This is a genomic window from Streptomyces sp. NPDC001393, from assembly GCF_053597455.1.
Genome location: NZ_JBSFIH010000032.1, coordinates 76,330 through 96,250, shown reverse-complemented (window position 1 = coordinate 96,250; position 19,921 = coordinate 76,330). Strand labels below are relative to the sequence as shown.

Sequence of the window (19,921 nt, the reverse complement as noted above, 5' to 3'; positions counted from 1 at the left end):
AACGAGGACGCGAAGACCTTCCTGGCCTGGTTGAAGCCGTCCATGTCGCTGATGTCGTCGGTGGCGACGTTGCCGGTGACCAGCTTGGTCACGGCCAGGTTCACGCCCTGCAGGATCAGGAAGGTACCGAGGGTGATCAGGAAACTGGGCAGGCCCGTCCTGACCACCATCCACCCGTTGAAGGCGCCTGTCCTCAGTGGCACCAAGAACCGCCGGCTGACAGTCGAACTCGCCGCCGATCATCAGCAGGGCCACTGGGAGCGCCATGATGCCGATGGTCGAGGACTGGTAGAGAACCGTGGCCATCGCGCCGCCCTCGCGCACCGGCCCGCTGTGCCACTGCGGCAACCGGGCGTGTGTGGAGGCGATCTCGGCGGATCCGGCGATACTCCGCGCAGTGCGCGCGGCCACGGGCAGGCAGGTCAGCGACGCGGCCGAGGTGCTGGCGCCGACCCACGGCGAGGACCCCGGGGGCAGAGAGGTCTGCACACGAGCGGGCGAAGCCATCGGCAAGGCCATCGGCTTCCTGGCGAACATCCTCGGTCCCGCACGTTGCGGAGGATCAGCCTCAAGCCTGGAGAGTCGGTCACGTTGGGCAGATTCGGGTGAGGAAGCGGACCTCGAGAAGAGCGGAGAGATCGAGCATGTCCCAGGAAGAGAGATGCGCGACGGCGGGTCGCCGGCCGCGCCGTAGCACCCTGCTGGTCGTGTTCGGCGCGCTGACCGGCCTGGCCCTGACGGCCGTTCCGCCGGGCACCGCGTATGCGGCGAGCGCCGCCACGCCCTCGTCGCAGGGCAGGGGCACCCGGGTCAGCGCCTGGTCGCCCAGCATGACGACCGGCGGCTGGTCCTTCACCGACCGGACCATCCGGATGGTGGTCCACAGCAGCGTGGCGGGCTCGGGCGCACGCATCACCCTGTCCAACCGGTACAGCGCCACCGCGCTCGTTGTCAGTGCCGTGGACGTGGCCGTTCAGGCGAGCGGTGGCGGGGCGACGCGCGGCACCACGCGCAAGGTCACCTTCAGCGGGTCCCGCCACGCCACGATCCCGGCGGGCGAAGAGGCGGTCAGCGACGTCGTCCCGGTATCGGTCGGCGCCGGGGAGAACCTGCTCGTCAGTCTCTACGTGCCCGGTACGACGGGGGTGTCGACCTGGCACTCCGACGCGTTCGACACCACCTACATCGCCTCCGGGAACCACACCGGTGACGACAGCGCCGCCGCCTTCGGCACCACCACGACCTCCTGGTACTACCTGGCGGGGCTCGACGTCGTGTCACCTACCGCCCGCGGCACCGTCGTTGCTTTCGGTGACTCCATCACCGACGGCTACCACTCCTCGACCGGCACCTACAGCCGCTGGCCCGACTTCCTCGGGCGCCGGTTGGGCGCCGGACCGGGCCCGCAGAAGCTGAGCGTCGTCGACGCCGGCATCGGCGGCAACCGGGTCCTCACCGATGGACCGAACCCGCGGCAGGGCATCAGCGCCCTCAAGCGGTTCGGACATGACGCCCTCGGCCAACCGGGCGTCAAGGACGTGATCCTCTTCGAAGGCATCAACGACATCGGCAACAACGCCGGCCCCGGCGGCCGCCCGTTGACCGCCCAGGACGTCATCAACGGCTACCGCAGGCTGATCCACGAGGCGCATGCCGCCCACGTCCATGTCATCGGCGCGACCCTGATGCCCGACGAGGGCAACGGCTACTACACCCCTGCCGCCGAGACGATCCGCCGGAGCGTCAACCGGTGGATCCGCAACAGCGGCGCCTTCGACGGCGTCATCGACTTCGACCGGGCCATGCGCGACCCGGCGAACCCGGCCGCCCTCGACCCGGCGTACGACTCCGGCGACCACCTCCACCCCAGCGACGAGGGTATGAAGGCCATGGCGGACGCGACGGACCTGCGACTCCTGCGCACCTGACGCCCAGCCCGCCGGGCGCGCGGCCCAGGGGCGGTCACCGACGCCGTGACACGCCCAGGTCGATGAGGTAACGCTTGGTCACCCGGCCGCCGAACCGGCTGTCGATCAGTGCGGCGATGCACTCCAACAGCCCGGTTCTGGCGGCTTCCGGGAGAGCCCGGTGGCCCGAGTAGGTGCGCAACAGTTGGAGATAGTCCGCCGTGGCGTAGGTGAGATCCTGCTCGTAGCGGCGGATGACGGTGGGACCGAAACGGCCGCTGCGGGCCACCTCCTCCGCATGGTCGGAGCCGTCGATGTCCGCGGCCGCGGGAGGCCGCAGCCCGGGCGGCGTCCCGGGCTCGAAGCGCTCGTAGCAGCGCTGGACCGCCAGGAAGAACTCCTCGGTGCCGCCCCGCACATGCTGGGTGCGCACCACGGCGAGCGCGCCCCCCGGACGCAACGCGTCGGCGGCCTTGGCCACCCGCACCGCCGGGTCGATCCAGTGGAACGCCGTCGCCGAGAGGACCGCGTCGAACGGCTCGTCAGGCAGCGACCACTTCTCGAACTCCGCCGTCACCACCTCGGCCGTGCCGACCCCGGCCAGGTTGCGGCGGGCCAACGCGGCCATGCTCGGTCCCGCCTCGACGGCCGTGATCCGACAGCCCCGCCGGGCCAGTGGCACGGTCACCTGGCCGGTCCCGCAGCCCACTTCCAGTACGCGGCTGCCGGGGCGGACACCCGCAAGGTCCGCGAGGTCGTCGTACAGCTCCGGCGGATATCCCGGCCTGGCCCGGTCGTACAGCTCCGCGTCCTCGTCGAAGGTCCGGCTCAGGCGTACCCGACTGGATTCCTCGGGCCTGTCGTCGCGTCGCGCGTACGTGATGTCGTCGGCCACACGCAACAGACTAGCCAGATCCGCGCGGTGGCCGTCAGCGCGAGCGTCCCTCGCGCAGCACGCGGACCTCGCTGCCGTCGAGGGCGGCGAGCACCTCGGCGCAGATCGCCAGTGCCGTCTCCGCCGGAGTGCGAGCGCCCAGGTCGAGGCCGATGGGGCCGTGGATGCGCCCGAGGAGTTCCTCGTCGAGGCCGGCCTTGGCGAGATCCGCGGCACGGCGGGACTGGGTATGGCGTGAGCCCAGCGCACCGACGTAAGGGACGCCGGTGGTCAGCGCGGCGGACAGGACGGGGACGTCGACGTCCGGCTCATGGCTGAGGACGATCAAGCAGGCGGCGGCCGGACGCCGGGCGAGCAGCCGTACGGCGTCCTCGGCGCCGGACTCCACCGTGGCGTGCCAGTCGAGCAGGCGGGCCTGCGCGGCGAGCAGTTCGGCCAGCTCGCCGCCTCCCACGACAACCAGATGGGGTACGGCCGGGAACGTCTCGATGAGGACGAGTCCGTCGTCCGTGGAGCGGATGTCCCGGCCGGTCCGACGGCGGCCGAGGAGCTCACGGGCGCGTTCGATGGCCTCTGCGGGCCCGTCGGCATCCTCCGGCGCGGGTGTCGCGACGGTGCTGGCCGCCCGGGTCCGCGCCTGGTCCACCCGGGTGATCAGCGCGGCGTCGGCTCCCTCCGCCAGCAGGTCCCACCAGCGGGCGGGCACGGTGTGCAGCGACTGCAGCAGCACCTCGGCCCGGCCTCCGCAGGTCAGCCCCGCCCGCTGCACCTCGTCGTCGTGGACGGACACCGCGCGCACGCCCGCGGTGTGGTCCGCGGGCAGGGCAGCGGCCTCCGCCGCCAGGTACGCGTCGAACGCGCCGCCGTACAGCGTCCCGTGGCACTGACGGTCCTGGTCGATCAGGAGGGCGTCGGCAGGGCGCCGGGGGCCGAAGCCCTGCTCGGTGAGAGGGCGGGCGAGGACGCCCGTACGTCCCTGGGCCGCCCACTGCCGTGCCGTCTCGGCCAGTTCACGCATGATCGCGCCCCTCCTCGGGTGGGGGTCGGCACCGGGAGCCGTCTGGTCGGTGATGCCACCGTGACCGGAATTCTAGAATGATCACGGATTTCGGTGCTGCACCTGCCGCGAGTAGGAGTCGATGCGGACCGCGTCGCCGTGCTCGGCGATGTAGTCCTGTACGACCGACAGGAAGCTCGGGTCGGGCTGCAGACCGAGTGCGGCGGCGCGTCTGTTGTCGAAGGCGGCGGGCCATGAGGCCACGATGGCTTCGACCGCCGGGTCGGGCCTGATGCTCACCAGGTCGGCGACGGCGTCACCGGCCACCTGTCGCAGGGTGGCGAGCATGGTGGCGACCGAGACCGTGAGCGCCGGAAGGTTGACCGGCGCCGTCCCTTCGAGCCGTCCCGGTCCGGTACCGCGCTCTGCCCCGGCGATGCGGAGCAGTCCGTCGACCGTGCGGCGTGGTGAGGACAGGGCCACCCGCAGTTCGGGGCGCACCGGGCAGGTCGCCGGGAGTCCCGCGAGCGGTTCGCGGATGATGCCGGACAGGAAACCGGATGCGGCGGCGTTCGGTTTCCCGGGCCGTACCGAGACGGTCATCAGGCGGGCGATGCGTCCGTCGAGGAAGCCGTGGCGGGTGTGGTCGGCGATCAGGTGCTCGCAGATGAGCTTCTGTGTCCCGTAGCTCGACTGCGGCACGGGCAGGGTCGATTCGTCGACGACCGGGGGCAGGGGCAGTTCGGGGCTGGCGCCGTAGACGGCGAGGCTGCTGGCGAACACCACCCGCGGCCTCGGGCCGCCGGAGGCCGACTGTGCCCGGGCGGCGTCGAGCAGGGCGCGGGTGGTGTCCACATTGGCGCGCATGCCGAGATCGACGTCGGCCTCGCACTCGGCCGACACCGCGGCGGCGAGGTGGAACAGCACATCGACCGGCTCCGCGAACAGGTCGTCCAGGCGATCGATGAGGTCGCCGTGCACGACATCCACGAGGGGATCGGTGGCCGGTGGTGAGCCGAGCTGTACGGCCCGGTCGGCGAGCACCAGTCGTTCGATCGGTGTGCCGCCGAACGTCCGCGTCCGCAGCAGCGCGGTGGCGAGCCGACGGCCCAGGAAGCCGAACCCACCGGTGATGACGACCCTCACTGACGACTCCTCGTAGTGGCCCGGCCGTCCGGGCCCCCTGTATTTCTGCCCGTCCGCGCCCGGCCGTAAAGGCATTCAGCCGACCGGCCGGGCAGGGGGGCGGAGGGTGGGTCCGGTTCCGGGTCTGAGGGCCTTCAGCGGGCGCGGACGCTGGTGAGCGAGTCCGCCGGCACCGGCGGGGTCGTCGCCCACCTGCGTGCCGGTACTCAGGGAGGCCGCGCGCCTGATCGCCTTTCCGCTGTCCGCCGACCGAGGCCGTTCACGGACGCGCGCGGCTCGCCGACCGCAGGCTGCTGCGAAGGGTGCGCGGCGACCGGGCAACGGCGGTCACGGGGCATCCCCGTCCCAGTCGAAGCGGCGGGGATCGCCGGGGCGCGGGGCGTACATCGCCCGGCCGCCGGTACCGAACCGCCCCAGCTCGGTGGGGAGGGCCGCGCCGGTGGCGATCTCGTGCTGCTCCCAGTCGGTTGTGTCGAGCAGGAGCCCGTCCAGCGGCCCGCCGACCAGTTCGACATACCGCCGTCCCGGCCGCGGGCCCGGACGGTCGTGGTCCTGGCCGTAGACCCGGCCGCGCAGCAGTTGCTCGTCGTCCCTGTCCATCTGGCCAGCCTCGCAGCCACCACTGACATCGCCGGGATCCGGGTGCGCTCCAGTGCTTCCACGGCCTCGGCTTCCGCGACCGCGGTGATGGTGCCACGTCTGGTCAGTGCCACCAGCCAACGCAGCTGCGCACTCGTCCAGTCCACAGAGCAACCCCAAGAAATCGGAAGCACCAACCGTTGATGGACGTCAACGGTTGGTGTGCTGCACGATGACGCACAGACAGCTGATCGGCATCGCTCTGTCACTGACAGTCCCGCCGTCCCGGAGACGGACCGTCCGGCCGGGCGGCCTCCGGAAGGGAGTGGCCCGTTGTCCTCCTCCGCCTTCCGCACCGTTCCGCCCTCCGCCGATGTGGTGATCATCGGTGGCGGCGTCATGGGTGCGAGCACCGCGTTCCACCTCGCCGAAGCCGGCGTGACCGACGTCGTCGTCGTCGAGCGCGGCGATCTCGGCTGCGGCAGTTCGGGCAAGCCGATCGGCGGCGTACGGGCCCAGTTCTCCGACCCGCTCAACATCGAGCTGGGCAGCCGCAGCCTGCGCGCCTTCCAGGACTTCCCGCAACATCCCGGCGCCGACATCCGGCTCGATGCGGTCGGCTACCTCTTCCTGCTCGACAGCGAACAGCAGGCGAGCGACTTCGAGGCCGGCGTCAAGCTGCAGAACGGTCTGGGCGTGCCGAGCCGCATGATCAGTCCCGCCGAGGCCCGGCGCCTGTGTCCCTACCTCAGCACCAACGGACTCGTGGCCGCCGTGTACGCCCCCACCGACGGGCACGCCCGCCCCGGGCTGGTCGTCCAGGGGTACGCGCAGGCCGCCGCCCGGGCTGGCGTCGCCATCGCCACCCACACCGAGGTCCGCGGTATCGACACGGCCGGGGACCGCGTCGTCGGTGTGCACACCAGCCGGGGCCGCATCGCCTGTACCACCGTCATCTGCACGGCAGGGGCCTGGTCGGCGCGGATCGGCGAGATGGCGGGCGTCCCCCTCCCGGTGCGGCCCGTGAAACGGCAGTTGGCGTTCACCGCGCCGCTCACGCCGCCCGCTCCGCGTATCCCGTTCACCATCGACTTCTCCTCGACCGCCTACTTCCACAACAGCGACGACGGCCTGCTGTTCGGGCTGGCCGACCCCGGCCAGGAGGACGGCTTCGACACCACCTGGACCCCTGAGTGGCTGGAGTTGTTCCGCACCGTCGCCCGCCACCGCGCCCCGGCCCTGGCCGGCATGGAGACCGTCGCGGGATGGGCGGGCCTGTACGAGGTCACACCGGACCACAACGCGCTGATCGGCCGCTCCGGCGAACTGCACGGCTTCCTGTACGCCACCGGGTTCTCCGGCCACGGCTTCCTGCAGGCGCCCGCGGTCGGCGAGGTCATGCGCGACCTGTACCTGGAGCGCGAGCCGTGCACCGACATCTCCCCGCTCAGTGCCGACCGGTTCCGCCACGGCGCCGGCGTCCGCCCCGAAGCACACGTGGTGTGACCAGAAGACCCAGGCGGTGCGACTGCCGATGGCTCGCTTGGTGTGAACCCCGATGGGTGTGAACCCCGATCGAAAGGCCGATTCATGTCGACGATCAGTCAGTGGCAGCTGCGGGCCGCATTCGCAGAACGGCTGTCGCACATGTACGGGCAGGAGGTCCCCGCCTACACCACGCTCGTGGACGTCTCCCGCGAGGTCAACGAGGACGTCCTGCGCGCGCAGGGAGCCGACGCCGAACGCCTCGGCTCCATCGGCCGGGTGACCGCCGAGCGGCACGGCGCCATCAGGGTCGGCACGCCCCGGGAGCTGCAGCAGGTCGCCCGCGTCTTCGGCGCCCTCGGCATGCACCCGGTCGGGTTCTACGACCTGCGGGAGGCCGCGGCCAGCGCCGTACCCGTCGTCTCCACGGCGTTCCGGCCGGTCGACGGCGAGGAGCTGGCACGCAACCCCTTCCGGGTGTTCACCTCCCTGCTCACCCCGGCCGACCCGCGTTTCTTCGACGCCGACCTGCGCACACGCCTCGAGTCCTTCCTCGCCGACCGCGAACTCTTTCCGCCCGAGCTGCTCACACTGGCCGACCGTGCCGCAGCCGAGCGGGAACTGCCCGAGGACGAGGCCGAACGCTTCCTCCAACTGGCCGTGCGGGCATTCGAGTTGTCTCCCGAGCCGGTCGACAGGGCCTGGTACGAGACCCTGGAGCGGATCTCCGCCGTCGCCGCGGACATCGGCGGCGTGCGCAGTACCCACATCAACCACCTCACCCCGCGCGTCCTGGACATCGACGAGCTGTACCGGCGCATGACCGAGCGCGGCATCGAGATGATCGACGCCATCCAGGGCCCGCCGGCCTGGAAGGGCCCCGACGTGCTGCTGCGGCAGACCTCCTTCCGGGCCCTGGCCGAGCCCCGCGCGATGCGCACCCCGGACGGCAGCGTCGTCCGCGGCGCCCTGCGGGTCCGTTTCGGCGAGGTGGAGGCCCGTGGCATCGCCCTCACGCGCGAGGGCCGCGCCCTGTACGACGAACTCCTCGACCACGTGGACGAGCAGGCGTCCCAGCACCCCTCGAAGGCCCGCAGCGACATCGCGCGGGCCGTGTGGGAGCGGCACATGCCCGGCAGCGAACAGGAACTCGCCGCCGAGGGACTGGCCTACTTCACCTACCGGGTCCACCCCGACCGGCCGCGTGACCGTCGGCCACCCGCGGACCTCGAGGGTCTGGTGCGGGAGGGCTGGGTGCGCGCCGAGCCCATCGTCTACGAGGACTTCCTGCCCCGCTCCGCCGCCGGCATCTTCCAGTCCAACCTCAGCGGCGAGGGCACCCGCGACAACGACCGGCAGGGCACGGCCTACGACGCCGTCTGGCTCTCCGGCGCCCTCGGCCGCGAGGTCCTGGACCCCTTCGACCTCTACGAGCAGCAGCAGAACCGCTCCCTGGCCCACGTCGCCCGGGAACTCGACCTCCCGCGCGCCATCGGCTGACTCCTCACACCTCAAGGACCGCCATGACCACCACCGCACTGCCCACCACGGACGACCTCCGCGCCCGCGCCCGTGCCGCCCTCGAGCACATCGGCGTCGAGGTGGCCGAGGGCACCGGCTTCCCCGCGCGCACGCCCGTGACCGGCGAGAACCTCTTCGGTCTGCCGGCGGCCACGGCCGCCGACGCCGAAGAGGCCATCGCCGCCGCCCGCACGGCCTTCCTCACCTGGCGCACCACCCCGGCCCCGCGCCGCGGTGAACTCGTGCGCCGTCTGGGTGAGTTGCTGCGCGAGCACAAGAGCGAACTGGCCGACCTCGTCACCATCGAGGCGGGCAAGATCCGCTCCGAGGCGCTCGGCGAGATCCAGGAGATGATCGACATCTGCGACTTCGCCGTGGGCCTGTCCCGTCAGCTCTACGGCCGTACGATCGCCTCCGAACGCCCCGGCCACCGGCTGGCCGAGACCTGGCATCCGCTCGGTGTGGTCGGTGTCATCTCCGCCTTCAACTTCCCCGCCGCCGTGTGGTCCTGGAACACCGCCGTCGCCCTCGTCTGCGGTGACACCGTGGTCTGGAAGCCCTCGGAGCTCACCCCGCTGATCTCCCTGGCCTGCGACCACCTGCTCGCCCGTGCCGCGGCGGAGGCCGGAGCGCCGCGTGACGTCCACCGTCTGCTCCTCGGTGACCGCGCGGTCGGCGAGAGGCTGGTCGACGACCGCCGCGTGGCGCTGGTCAGTGCCACCGGCTCCACCCGCATGGGCCGCGAGGTCGGTCCCCGCGTCGCCGCCCGCTTCGGCCGCAGTCTGCTGGAACTCGGCGGCAACAACGCCGCGATCGTCGCTCCTTCTGCCGACCTCGACCTCGCCGTCCCGGCCATCGTCTTCGCCGCGGCCGGCACCGCGGGGCAGCGCTGTACGACGCTGCGCCGCCTCATCGTCCACCGCGACATCGCCGACACCCTCGTCGAGCGCCTGACCGCCGCCTACACCAAGCTGCCCATCGGCAACCCGTTCGACGACGCCACGCTGGTCGGCCCGCTCGTCTCCACCGCGGCCCTCGACGCCATGCGGGGCGCCCTGACCCGGATCCAGGCCCAGGGCGGCAAGATCCTGGCCGGCGGAAATCGGCGCCTCGCCGAGGCCGCGCCTGCCGCGGCGTACGCCGAGCCCGTCCTCGTCCGCGTCGACGAACAGACCGACGTCGTACGGGAGGAGACCTTCGCCCCGATCCTGTACATCCTCACCTACGACACCCTGGACGAGGCGATCGCCCTGCACAACGACGTCCCCCAGGGCCTGTCCTCCAGCATCTTCACCCGCGACCAGCAGGAGGCCGAGATCTTCCTGTCCGCCGCCGGCTCCGACTGCGGCATCGCCAACGTCAACATCGGCACCTCCGGAGCCGAGATCGGCGGTGCCTTCGGCGGCGAGAAGGACACCGGCGGCGGCCGGGAGTCCGGCTCGGACGCCTGGAAGTCCTACATGCGCTCGGCCACCAACACCATCAACTACTCCGGCGAACTCAACCTGGCCCAGGGAGTCAGGTTCCTCTGAACAGGATGAACGGGCACAATGCCGTCGTGGATCGAGAGAACCGGGTCATCGTCGCCCTGGACTGCGACAACCGTGGCACCGCCGAGAGCATCGTCGATCAGCTGGGCGAGGAGTGCCGTTTCTACAAGGTCGGCCTGGAACTGCTCACCACGGCCGGTCCCGGCTTCGTCAAGCGCCTTGTGGCGCAGGGCAAGGAGGTCTTCCTGGACCTCAAACTCTTCGAGATCCCCCACTCGGTCGCCGGTGCGGTCCGCGCCGCAGGGAACCTGGGCGTCTCCATGGTGACCGTGCACGGCATGGGCGGTACGGGCATCCTGAGCGCCGCCGTCGATGCCGCCCGCGCCTTTCCGGACCTGCGGATCCTCGCCCTGACCGTGGTCACCAGCATGACCGACGAGGACCTCGCCGACATCGGCGTCAGCGGCCCGGTCGACGAGCAGGTCCTCAGACTGGCCCGCCTGGCGGGCAAGGCCGGCTGTCACGGGGTGATCGCCTCGCCCCAGGACGTCGCGGCCCTGCGCGGCACACTGGGGGCCGATCCCCTGATCGTCACTCCGGGAGTCGCTCTCCCCGGTGACGATCCGGCCGACCATGCCCGCCCCGGAACACCGCGTGCCGCCATGGCCGCCGGAGCCTCGCACGTCGTCGTGGGGCGAACGGTCACGCGTGCCGGGGACCCGGCGGCCGCCTTCCGTGTCGTCCGCGGCAGTCTCGTACCGTGAGCGCCATGTGCTCTCTCGGCGCACGGCGTTCTGCCGTGGGCCAGGATCGTCGCACCGCGCAGGGTGTGAGGGACAGGATCGTCGCATGCAGCCGGTCTTCGTTCTCCTGCACAGTCCTTCCGTGGGCCCCTCGACGTGGCGGCCTGTGGCCGAACATCTGACGGCGGAGGGGTACCAGGTCCGTGTGCCGTCTCTGCTGCACATCGGCGCCGGTGCTCGGCCGTTCTGGCCCCGCGTCGTCAGCGCGGTCCGCGACGACCTCCGGCAGGTCCCGGCCGACCGTCCTGTGACGCTGGTGGCACACAGCGACGCCGGGCTGTTCCTCCCGACCGTTCGCTCAGCTCTCGACCATCCGGTGACCGGCTCGATCTTCGTCGACGCCGCACTGCCGGCGCGGACCGAGCCCGCAGCCCACCCTCCCGCTCTCCTGCTACGAGCAGCGCGTCCCGGTTCGGCGGTTCAGCCGTCCCACGACCAGTCGGCCACCTCGGGCAGGTCCGCGCCGTGTTCATGGATCCAGAGGTGGTGGCGCTGCCGGGCGTCCGCCATCCGCTGACGTACGGCCGCCGCCCGCACCGCCAGACCGGGGACGCGATCGATGACGTCCATCACGAGCCGGTAGCGGTCGAGGTCGTTGCGGACCACCATGTCGAACGGCGTCGTCGTGGTGCCGATCTCCTTGTAGCCGCGCACATGCAGGTTGCGGTGCCCGGTGCGGCGGTAGGCGAGACGGTGGATCAGCCACGGGTAGCCGTGGTAGGCGAAGATCACCGGCTTGTCGGCGGTGAAGAGACCGTCGTACTCGAAGTCGGTCATCCCGTGCGGATGTTCCTCGCTCGGCAGCAGACGCGCGATGTCGACGACGTTCACCACCCGTACCGCCAGCTCGGGCAGTTCCCGGCGCAGCACCTGGGCCGCTGCCAGCACCTCCTGGGTGGGCACGTCACCCGCGCAGCCCAGTACCACATCGGGCTCGCGGGTGCCGTCCTCGGTGCCGGCCCACTCCCAGATGCCGGCGCCCCGCGCGCAGTGCACCTTCGCCTCCTCCATCGACAGCCAGTCGAAGCACGGCTGTTTGCCGGCCACGACGACGTTGACGTAGTCACGGCTGCGCAGGACGTGGTCGGCCACCGACAGCAGGGTGTTGGCGTCCGGCGGGAAGTAGACCCGTACCGCCTCCGGGCTCTTGTTGAGGACGTGGTCGACGAACCCGGGGTCCTGGTGGGAGAAGCCGTTGTGGTCCTGGCGCCACACGTGCGAGGTGAGCAGGTAGTTGAGGGAGGCGATGGGGGCGCGCCAGGGCAGACGACGGGTGGTGCGCAGCCACTTGATGTGCTGGTTGACCATCGAGTCGACGATGTGCACGAACGCCTCGTAGCAGGAGAACAGCCCGTGCCGGCCGGTGAGGAGATACCCCTCCAGCCAGCCCTGGCAGGTGTGTTCGGACAGGATCTCCATCACCCGGCCGTGCCGGTCGAGGTGTTCGTCGACGGGCAGGATCGCGGCCTGCCAGGCCTTGCCGCTCGCGCCGTAGACGGCCTGCAGGCGGTTGGAGGCGGTCTCGTCGGGGCCGACCAGGCGGAAGTCGCGGCGGTGGGCGGTGGCCGCCATGACGTCCTGGAGCAGGTCGCCGAGGACGCGGGTCGGTTCGTGCAGGGTGGCACCGGGCTTGTCGACCGCCACAGCGTACTTCTCCAGCGGCGGCAGGGGCAGCTCACGCAGCAGCAGCCCACCGTTGGCGTGCGGGGTGACCCCCAACCTCCGGGCTCCCTCGGGGATGCAGGCGACCACCTCCGGGCGCGGGGAGCCGCCCTCGTCGAACAGTTCCTCGGGCCGGTACGACCGAAGCCACTGCTCCAGCTGCCGCAGGTGCTCGGGGTTGTCCCGGACGGCGGCGAGCGGCACCTGGTGGGACCGCCAGGTGCCCTCGACCGGCTGCCCGTCGACCTCGGCCGGGCCGGTCCATCCCTTCGGGGTGCGCAGCACGATGACGGGCCAGCGGGGCCGGTCGGTGACCCCGTCCTCACGGGCGGCGCGCTGCAGGGCGGTGATGCGGTCGACGGCGGTGTCCATCGCCGCGGCCATCGCGCGGTGCACGGCCGCCGGGTCGTCGCCGGTGACATGGATCGGCTCGTGGCCGTAGCCCCTGAGCAGGTCGTCGAGTTCCGTCTCGGGGAGCCGGGACAGCACGGTCGGGTTGGCGATCTTGTAGCCGTTGAGGTGCAGGATCGGCAGGACCGCACCGTCGTCGACCGGGTCGAGAAACTTGTTGGAGTGCCAGGAGGCGGCCAGTGGCCCGGTCTCCGCCTCGCCGTCACCGATCACGCAGGCGACCAGCAGGTTCGGGTTGTCGAGGGCGGCGCCGTAGGCGTGGGAGAGCGAGTAGCCGAGCTCGCCGCCCTCGTGGATCGAGCCCGGCGTCTCCGGTGCGACATGGCTGGGCACCCCGCCGGGAAAGGAGAACTGCTTGAACAGCCGGGCCATGCCCGCCGCGTCCCGCGTGATGTCCGGATAGGTCTCGGTGTACGAGCCCTCCAGCCAGGAGTTGGCCAACACGGCCGGACCACCGTGACCCGGTCCCCAGATGCACAGGGCGTCCAGGCCGCGGGCCTTGATGACACGGTTGAGGTGGGTGTGCACCAGGTTCAGGCCGGGCGACGTACCCCAGTGGCCCAGCAGCCGCGGCTTGACGTGTTCCGGGCGCAGCGGTTCGGTCAGCAGCGGATTGGCCATCAGGTAGATCTGGCCGACGGAGAGGTAGTTCGCGGCGCGCCAGTGTGCGTCCAGCGTGGCGAGCTCCTGGTCCGTGAGCCCGGCGGGCGCCTGCTGCGTGTCGACGGACATCGGGGTTCCTTCCGGATCGGACGGCGGTCGGGCGTGACACGTGCCCGGGCGGGCACAGCACCCACCCTGGGGCGGACCGCCGGGTACCCGACAGGGCCGTTCGGGGTACGGCCGCCGGCAACACGGCCTCTTCGCGCCGGCACAGGGCTGAGGTCCACCCCGTACAGCGTCCGTCCGCCCCCGACCGTCGGCCCGGTGACCGGCTCCGACTGGGTGTACGGCCGCTGTTGGCGGGACGGGGTCTTGGACCGCCCCGGTCCTACGGCACGTACGACATCGCGGGACGGGCTCGGCGCCTCAGCTCGTAGGCCCGGGCGGGGTCACCGGCGGCCCGGTCGAGCCGTGCGGCGTGGCGGGCGGTCAGCACGACGGTGCGGGAGCGCTGCAGGTCGACGCCCGCCTGGCGCCATTCCCAGCTCGGGAGGGTCCGCCAGACCTCGGGTGCGGGCGGCACCCGCATGCCCATCGGCGCGGGACCGGGCGCCGGCTCCGCATCGGCCGGACCAGACGGCCGAAGGACGCGGCGGCGTCGGGGCCGATCAGGCGCTGTTCGATGATCGCCGGGACGATCGCTTCGACACGCAGGCCCGGCATGCGCCGGCGGGCGGCCCGGAGGACCGGATGCCGGGGTCGGAACAGGTCGGGCCGGTCGCTCGCGCCCAGTTCGGCCAGTTCGGTGCGGATGCGGTCGACGAGTTCGGCGGCCCGGCTCCCCATGCGTCGATGTGGAGGTCGTCCAGGCGCTGCTGGCGGATGCGGTACGTCACCGGTCCGGAGGGCGTCAGCGCCGTACAGCACAGGGCGCCCTCGGCCTCGACGCGGTGCGTGGGGTCGTCACGGCCACGGCGGAGACCCTCCGACGCCCGCCCGGTCGCGCACGGCCGACGCCGGCCGGGGGCACGGCGGCGGTATAGGGCAGGGACACCACACCCAGTCCAGCATCAACATGCAGGTCCGCCAGCCGTTCCATGGCCTCGTCGAGGGTCGGGAGGTGACCGGCGGGGACCCACCAGAGCACCAGGTGCGCCTCGACGTGCCGTTCGAACCAGTCGCGGCGCCGCTGCATCGGCTCCAGGTGCCCGCTGCGGTAGGTGAAGTCCCACAGTGCCTGCTGCGTCTCCCACACGGACACGGTGACGATGACGTTCTCGCCCGCCGGGCGCAGGCCGGTGGCGTCGGCCTTCCCCTCCTCCACGAGCCGCCACACGAAGCCGGGCGCGCCGTCGGCGGCGGCGTTGACCGGTTCGCGGCTGCCGGGCTCGGCCCCGCCATGCTGGGCGTTGACGGCCGCCTTCGCCACCCGCCCTGGCCAGCGCCCTCGGCATGCGGATACGGGCGGCGGTGCGAGGACGTCCGGAACCGCGATCGCCTACGCCAGCGACAGGAACAGCTTCTCCAGCCGCGCGCGCATCGCCTCCGTGTCCTCACCGTTCCGGCGGCCCGATTCGATGTCGGCCACGCACTGCTGCAGACCGGTGGCGATGATCGCGAAGCCGGCCCGGTCCAACGCGCGCGAGGCGGCGGCCAACTGTGTGATGACGTCCTCGCAGTCCCGCCCCTCCTCGATCATCCGGATCACGCCGGAGATCTGGCCCTGCGCACGCCGCAGCCGGTTCAGCACGGCCCTCAGGGACGCACCCTCAAGCTCCAGTTCCACGATCACTCCTCGAAAAATACCCCTAGGGGTACTGTACGTCCCGGTTCGGGACAGCGGCGACGATTGAAGATCGCGGCCCTCTCACCGACGGCACCAGCGCCCGGGCCGGCTGGAGCCTGGAGCGGCAGGTGGACGTCACCGCCGACTCGCGTGTTACGCAGTGCTGTTGCGCGGCCCGGCGTCGGCGGGCCGGTCGGCCGCGCCGATCCGCTGAAGGAGCAGGCGGGCCAGACCCCGCGCCTCGTCCGGGGTGAGTGCCGCCCACACTCCCGGTTCGCCGCCCTGGTCCTCCCCCACGGCCAGAGCGATCCGGCTGACGGGCCGGTCCGGATGTCCGAGGCTCAGACACCGTACGTCGATCCTGCGTCCGCACCTCGTCACCAGAGGGGTCTGTTCGGTACGGCTGTCGTCGGTCCTGTAGAGCCGGTCACTCCCTGCCGTCGCCATCGGTCTCACGCTCCTCCGCCGCTCGGTTCCCTCCCCAGCAGCCGCCACTCCAGCGGCTCTCATACCCGGTCGGGTATCAGTGACAGCACCTGGTGCGCAGGAGTTGTTCCCGCTCGGATTCCTCGGACCGTGGCGACAAGCCATGGGGGCGCCACCGTGTACTCAGCCGAACAGACTGCGCACCCTGATCGTCTCGACGTGCCGCCACGAGCCGCCGGGCAGCAGCAGCCAGTCGCTCTTCGGCGACGAGGCCCTGCGTACGACGGGAGTGCGCGCCGCCCTGCGCGTCGGCAGCCGAGAGCCACAGCCTTCCACCGCGACCCGCGGCCTGGCGAACGCCCCCTTGCTCATGGCTCCTCCCACCACGTGAGGCGCGGTACTTCGCCCGCGTTGCCCTGCCGGAGCACTCACCTCATCATCGTCCCTTTCACCGGGGATCGCCCTCGGACGCGTTGCCCTGGCGAGATCGAGCGACCGCGTGCAGCGTGGAAACGAGCGTGGCCGATCGGCGGGGTGGAAGAGCCGTAGGAGAGGTGGGACACATGGACAGGGATGCCTCCGAGCCCCGGGTGGTCGTCGGTGTCGACGGATCGCCGTCCTCGTACGAGGCGCTGCGCTGGGCCGTCCGGTACGCGGGCCTCGTCGGCGGCACCGTGGAGGCGGTCGCGGTGTGGGAGCTGCCGGGGCTGTACGGCTGGTCGGCGCCCGCCGTGGACATGGACGTCGACGAGGAGGAGACCCGGCAGCGGATGCGGAAGGAGCTGACCGACGTGCTCGGCGCGGCAGCGGCCGACTCGGTCCACAGCCACGTGGTGCACGGCAATGCCGCCGATGTGCTGCTGCGGGCCGCCGAGGGAGCCGAGGTCCTGGTCGTCGGCAGTCGCGGCAGGGGCGGATTCGCCGCCGCCCTGCTCGGCTCGGTCAGCCAGCATGTGTCGCAGCACGCGAGCTGCCCGGTCGTGATCGTGCGCGCTCGGCAGCAGTGACCTGCTCCGGCAGGCGACGACCTGCTGCCCGGCGCCGGGAAACCCCGCCTGTTCAGCGCACGTACGACGCCGTTTCCGCTCCCGGCGGTCCCGGCGGTTCCCGCAGCACGCTCCAGGCGACCGGACCCAGCAGGTCGGCCAGCCGCCGGAAGACGTCCAGCAGGAGGTCGTCGATCGTCACCACGCCCACCAGGCGCTGCCCGTCCAGCACCGGCAGGCGGCGCGCGCCGATACGGCGGAAGGTGCGATAAGCCTCCTGGACGTCGTCCGCGGCGTCGACCGTGACGACCCCCGCGGACATCACCGCTTCGACCGCTGTGGTCGGGGGCAGCCCGCCGCCCAGCCCGCGGACCGCAATGTCGCGGTCGGTGACGATGCCGCGCAGCGTCCCGTCCTCGACGACGAGGACGGAACCCACGCCGGACTCCGACATCCTCCGGGTCACCTGCGTCAGGGAGACGTGCGGTGGGACGGCGACCGCGGGAGCGGTCATCACCTCGGACACCTTCACCCGGATCCTCCCTCCGGTCGGACGCCCGTGGGCATCGCCGTCTCAGACGACGTCCAGCACGTCGGCGACGGGCCGACGGGGACTCGGTCGTCCTTCGGGCCCGTAGCCGAGCCGGATGACCATCTGGACGTGGGCCATGGCCGAGCCGGGGTCGCGGACGGCCCACCGCAACTCGGCCCATTCCAGGGGCTGGGACGTCAGCGAGGCGACGAGTCCGTCCGTGGTGGCCCGGAGCAGGACGCGCTCCAGCGCCTGGCCCGCGCACAGCCAGTCCGCAGGCCGGTCGTGGGCGGTGCCGAGCAGAGCTACCTGGGGGTTCCGTTCGAAGCCCGCCCAGCCGCGACCGGGTACCACCCGCCCCGCGGCGAGATCGCGCACCGGAGCGGCAGTGCGGCGGCTGCGGGGCCCGAACGCCTCCGCGGGGATGCCGTCCCGGGCCTCGGCTCCGCTCGTGGGTCGCGTTCCGGTCCAGCGCGCCGTCTCACCCCGTACGCCGGGATCCGCGGCCTCCCGGCCCTCGGCGTCGCGCACCAGCTCCAGCAGCAACGCCACATGCCAGGGGCCCGGGAACAGCAGCTCCGCTCCCTCGGCACGGGCCGCCTCGCGCAACCGGTCCTTGAGCGCGCCCGGTATCTCCTCCTCGTGGTAGGGATGACGGCTGGAGTGCCGACGGCTGATCGCCGGCTCCAGTACGGCGAGGGCCTCATCGGGGTGGGCCGGGCCGCCGAGGTCCAGTTCGGCCAGCAGCTCCGGATCGGCCGGGTCGGGCAGCAGCCGGACCACCGGATCCAGGCCGGCCGCCGCCGCGGCCACGCGCAGATTGAGCAGCGCCGCGCCGCAGCCCAGGTACAGGCCGCGGTTGTCCGGGTCGGTTCGCGGCAGGGCGCGCTCCAGGTCGGCGAAGAGGCACAGGACCCTGCTGTCGCGCCGGTAACGGAACCTCCAGGGTTGCGCGTTGTGCAGCGAGGGGGCTGCCGCGGCGTCGGTCACGAGGGCGGTGATGTCGTACGAGGTGCGGGGTGGCGTGATCACGATGGCCTCCCTGGATGGCTGGCCCGGCCGTCGTACGGGGCGACGACCCACACCGGGCTGCAGGCCGGCATACCGGGTCCTCTCCCCAGCCTGGGTGACGCTCACCGTCCTCGGCAGGGGCCGCCCGGACCCGGCCCAGGGCCGAACGGCCCGAGGCACAGAACCCGTTGCGCACGGAAAGGACCGATCCGCCCATCGGCTCGTCGCGTCGACGCTGTGAGCCCGAGAGACACTGCGCACCCGCCTGTCCCCCTCCCCCGGCGTGTAGGCCATGGTCACTTCGCAGAAGGGACCTCGAGGGCCATGACAGGGCCTGTTGGACTCGGCACGCGAATGCCGGGCGCGTTGTACTGGAAGCAGGCGAAGACCGAGGAGGTACGGTCATGGGCACACTCACCCGCAGGCAGAGGATCCCCTTCCCGGACATGACGGACTGGTTCGAGACCATTCCGAGCAGGTTCGCGATGCCCTCTGTCCGTATCGAGGACTACACGGAGAACGACCGTTACATCGTGCGTGCCGAGCTTCCCGGCGTGTCTCCCAAGGACATCGACGTCGCCATCGGCGACGGGGTGCTCACGGTGAAGGCCGAGCGCACCGAACGGGACGTCGACAAGAACCACAGCGAGATCCGGTACGGCGCGCTGAGCCGCAGCGTGACGCTGCCGGCCGGCGCCGACGAGGAGGACGTCACGGCCGACTACACCGACGGCATGCTCACCGTCAGCGTGGGCCTGGGCGCCGAGAAGGCGGAGGCCAGGCATGTCGAGATCAGGCACCACGGCTGACGGACCTTCCCTTCACCGGCGGACCTCGCGTGGGCCCGCCGGTGTGATGGGGCGGCGAGGTGCTCCGCTGGGAGGGCCGAGTGCCCTCAGCCCTCGACTCTCCTTTCAGCCCCTCAACTCTCCTTCCCCGGAGCTCGGCGGCTCCAGGTGGGACGCGAGGACCGCAGCCTGGACCCGGCGCTGGACTCCCAGCTTCGCCAGCATCCGCGAGATGTGGTTCTTGACGGTCTTCTCCGACAGGTACAGCCGCTTGCCGATCTCGCGGTTGGTGAGACCGTCCCCGATCAGGGCGAGGATGTCCCGTTCGCGCGGCGACAGCGTTGCCAGCTCGGACGGCGGCGACGGTGACCTGGCCGGGTCGGTGCGCAGGGAGCGCATCAGGCGGGCCGTGGTCGCCGGGTCGAGCATCGACTGTCCCGAGGCGACGGTACGCACGGCGGAGACGAGGTCGGAGCCCTTGATCTGCTTCAGCACATAGCCGGAGGCGCCTGCCATGATGGCGTCCAGCAGGGCGTCCTCGTCGTCGAACGAGGTCAGCATCAGACACGCCAGCTGCGGGATCCGGCTGCGCAGCTCCCGGCAGACCGAGATGCCGTCGCCGTCCGGAAGCCGTACGTCGAGCACGGCGACGTCCGGGCGCACCGCGGGCCCGCGGGTGAGGGCGTGCTCGGCGGTGTCGGCGTCACCGACCACGCAGATGTCCGGTTCGGCGTCGAGCAGGTCGGCCAGGCCGCGCCGTACGACCTCGTGGTCGTCCAGCAGGAACACCCGGATCGGGTTCTGCTCGGTGAAAGTGCGCGTCTCGGTCATGACGACCTCTCGTTCCCCGGGAAGGGCGGACCGCGCCCTGTCCACAAGGCCGATCATCCGTC

Annotated in this window: 21 protein-coding genes and 1 pseudogene; 8 read left to right on the top strand and 14 right to left on the bottom strand. The window is 71.7% G+C overall.

Annotation, left to right across the window (positions count from 1 at the left end; translation table 11 throughout):
* Positions 1 to 411: pseudogene (locus ACWC2T_RS29415) on the bottom strand (ABC transporter permease subunit); the annotation flags it as partial.
* On the opposite strand from ACWC2T_RS29415, the gene ACWC2T_RS29410 reads away from it, so the two are divergent.
* Both ACWC2T_RS29410 and ACWC2T_RS29405 read left to right on the top strand, forming a co-directional pair.
* Positions 299 to 694: an ROK family protein gene (locus ACWC2T_RS29410; protein WP_450673370.1), complete on the top strand. Its 396-nt coding sequence runs from the start codon at positions 299 to 301 to the stop codon at positions 692 to 694. The pseudogene ACWC2T_RS29415 and the gene ACWC2T_RS29410 overlap by 113 nt on opposite strands.
* On the top strand, positions 645 to 1,928 hold the full coding sequence (locus tag ACWC2T_RS29405) for an SGNH/GDSL hydrolase family protein (RefSeq protein WP_450673369.1): 1,284 nt from the start codon (positions 645 to 647) through the stop codon (positions 1,926 to 1,928). The genes ACWC2T_RS29410 and ACWC2T_RS29405 overlap by 50 nt, the downstream gene beginning before the upstream one ends.
* A gap of 34 nt (positions 1,929 to 1,962) precedes the next feature.
* On the opposite strand, the gene ACWC2T_RS29400 is transcribed toward ACWC2T_RS29405, so the two are convergent.
* From ACWC2T_RS29400 to ACWC2T_RS29385, 4 genes are all read right to left on the bottom strand, one after another.
* Positions 1,963 to 2,802 (bottom strand): class I SAM-dependent methyltransferase, encoded by an 840-nt coding sequence (locus ACWC2T_RS29400; RefSeq protein ID WP_450673368.1) that lies wholly within the window; start codon positions 2,800 to 2,802, stop codon positions 1,963 to 1,965.
* A gap of 34 nt (positions 2,803 to 2,836) precedes the next feature.
* Complete coding sequence (locus ACWC2T_RS29395; RefSeq protein ID WP_450673367.1) at positions 2,837 to 3,820, bottom strand: XdhC family protein; 984 nt, start codon at positions 3,818 to 3,820, stop codon at positions 2,837 to 2,839.
* An 81-nt stretch (positions 3,821 to 3,901) separates the two neighbouring features.
* A complete protein-coding gene (gene denD, locus ACWC2T_RS29390; RefSeq protein ID WP_450673366.1) occupies positions 3,902 to 4,945 on the bottom strand; it encodes a D-erythronate dehydrogenase in 1,044 nt (347 codons plus the stop codon).
* 327 nt (positions 4,946 to 5,272) lie between these two features.
* Positions 5,273 to 5,545 carry a hypothetical protein gene (locus ACWC2T_RS29385; protein ID WP_450673365.1) on the bottom strand — a complete coding sequence of 91 codons (273 nt, stop codon included), beginning with the start codon at positions 5,543 to 5,545 and terminating at the stop codon, positions 5,273 to 5,275.
* A 312-nt stretch (positions 5,546 to 5,857) separates the two neighbouring features.
* Here ACWC2T_RS29385 and ACWC2T_RS29380 point away from each other — a divergent pair, with 312 nt between their 5' ends.
* The 4 genes from ACWC2T_RS29380 (at position 5,858) to pyrF (ending at position 10,784) form a co-directional block, all read left to right on the top strand.
* The gene (locus ACWC2T_RS29380) at positions 5,858 to 7,030 is read left to right on the top strand and encodes an NAD(P)/FAD-dependent oxidoreductase (protein ID WP_450673364.1); all 1,173 of its coding nucleotides are present in this window, start codon (positions 5,858 to 5,860) and stop codon (positions 7,028 to 7,030) included.
* Between the two features lie 84 nt (positions 7,031 to 7,114).
* Entirely contained in the window at positions 7,115 to 8,509 is a 1,395-nt protein-coding gene (gene hglS, locus ACWC2T_RS29375; protein WP_450673363.1) for a 2-oxoadipate dioxygenase/decarboxylase, read from the top strand.
* 23 nt (positions 8,510 to 8,532) lie between these two features.
* Entirely contained in the window at positions 8,533 to 10,062 is a 1,530-nt protein-coding gene (gene amaB / locus ACWC2T_RS29370; RefSeq protein WP_450673362.1) for an L-piperidine-6-carboxylate dehydrogenase, read from the top strand.
* A gap of 26 nt (positions 10,063 to 10,088) precedes the next feature.
* Positions 10,089 to 10,784 carry an orotidine-5'-phosphate decarboxylase gene (gene pyrF, locus ACWC2T_RS29365; RefSeq protein WP_450673361.1) on the top strand — a complete coding sequence of 232 codons (696 nt, stop codon included), beginning with the start codon at positions 10,089 to 10,091 and terminating at the stop codon, positions 10,782 to 10,784.
* Positions 10,785 to 11,243: 459 nt separating this feature from the next.
* On the opposite strand, the gene ACWC2T_RS29360 is transcribed toward pyrF, so the two are convergent.
* The 6 genes from ACWC2T_RS29360 to ACWC2T_RS29335 form a co-directional block, all read right to left on the bottom strand.
* Positions 11,244 to 13,628, bottom strand: coding sequence for a phosphoketolase family protein (locus ACWC2T_RS29360; protein WP_450673360.1), 2,385 nt, complete (start codon positions 13,626 to 13,628; stop codon positions 11,244 to 11,246).
* A 259-nt stretch (positions 13,629 to 13,887) separates the two neighbouring features.
* The gene (locus ACWC2T_RS29355; RefSeq protein WP_450673359.1) at positions 13,888 to 14,082 is read right to left on the bottom strand and encodes a hypothetical protein; all 195 of its coding nucleotides are present in this window, start codon (positions 14,080 to 14,082) and stop codon (positions 13,888 to 13,890) included.
* Positions 14,083 to 14,409: 327 nt separating this feature from the next.
* A complete protein-coding gene (locus tag ACWC2T_RS29350; RefSeq protein WP_450673358.1) occupies positions 14,410 to 14,928 on the bottom strand; it encodes a DUF3291 domain-containing protein in 519 nt (172 codons plus the stop codon).
* Positions 14,929 to 14,997: 69 nt separating this feature from the next.
* Positions 14,998 to 15,285: a metal-sensitive transcriptional regulator gene (locus tag ACWC2T_RS29345; RefSeq protein WP_351213386.1), complete on the bottom strand. Its 288-nt coding sequence runs from the start codon at positions 15,283 to 15,285 to the stop codon at positions 14,998 to 15,000.
* A 153-nt stretch (positions 15,286 to 15,438) separates the two neighbouring features.
* Positions 15,439 to 15,732 carry a hypothetical protein gene (locus tag ACWC2T_RS29340; protein ID WP_450673357.1) on the bottom strand — a complete coding sequence of 98 codons (294 nt, stop codon included), beginning with the start codon at positions 15,730 to 15,732 and terminating at the stop codon, positions 15,439 to 15,441.
* A gap of 162 nt (positions 15,733 to 15,894) precedes the next feature.
* Positions 15,895 to 16,083, bottom strand: a complete 189-nt coding sequence (locus tag ACWC2T_RS29335) for a hypothetical protein (RefSeq protein WP_450673356.1) — start codon at positions 16,081 to 16,083, stop codon at positions 15,895 to 15,897.
* Between the two features lie 191 nt (positions 16,084 to 16,274).
* Here ACWC2T_RS29335 and ACWC2T_RS29330 point away from each other — a divergent pair, with 191 nt between their 5' ends.
* The gene (locus ACWC2T_RS29330; RefSeq protein WP_450673355.1) at positions 16,275 to 16,718 is read left to right on the top strand and encodes a universal stress protein; all 444 of its coding nucleotides are present in this window, start codon (positions 16,275 to 16,277) and stop codon (positions 16,716 to 16,718) included.
* A 52-nt stretch (positions 16,719 to 16,770) separates the two neighbouring features.
* On the opposite strand, the gene ACWC2T_RS29325 is transcribed toward ACWC2T_RS29330, so the two are convergent.
* Both ACWC2T_RS29325 and ACWC2T_RS29320 read right to left on the bottom strand, forming a co-directional pair.
* A complete protein-coding gene (locus ACWC2T_RS29325; RefSeq protein ID WP_450673354.1) occupies positions 16,771 to 17,211 on the bottom strand; it encodes a CBS domain-containing protein in 441 nt (146 codons plus the stop codon).
* Positions 17,212 to 17,271: 60 nt separating this feature from the next.
* A complete protein-coding gene (locus ACWC2T_RS29320; RefSeq protein ID WP_450673353.1) occupies positions 17,272 to 18,261 on the bottom strand; it encodes an Acg family FMN-binding oxidoreductase in 990 nt (329 codons plus the stop codon).
* A 383-nt stretch (positions 18,262 to 18,644) separates the two neighbouring features.
* On the opposite strand from ACWC2T_RS29320, the gene ACWC2T_RS29315 reads away from it, so the two are divergent.
* Positions 18,645 to 19,049: an Hsp20/alpha crystallin family protein gene (locus ACWC2T_RS29315; RefSeq protein ID WP_450673352.1), complete on the top strand. Its 405-nt coding sequence runs from the start codon at positions 18,645 to 18,647 to the stop codon at positions 19,047 to 19,049.
* 105 nt (positions 19,050 to 19,154) lie between these two features.
* Here ACWC2T_RS29315 and ACWC2T_RS29310 read toward each other — a convergent pair whose 3' ends face one another.
* The gene (locus ACWC2T_RS29310; protein ID WP_450673351.1) at positions 19,155 to 19,859 is read right to left on the bottom strand and encodes a response regulator; all 705 of its coding nucleotides are present in this window, start codon (positions 19,857 to 19,859) and stop codon (positions 19,155 to 19,157) included.
* Between the last annotated feature and the right edge of the window lie 62 nt (positions 19,860 to 19,921).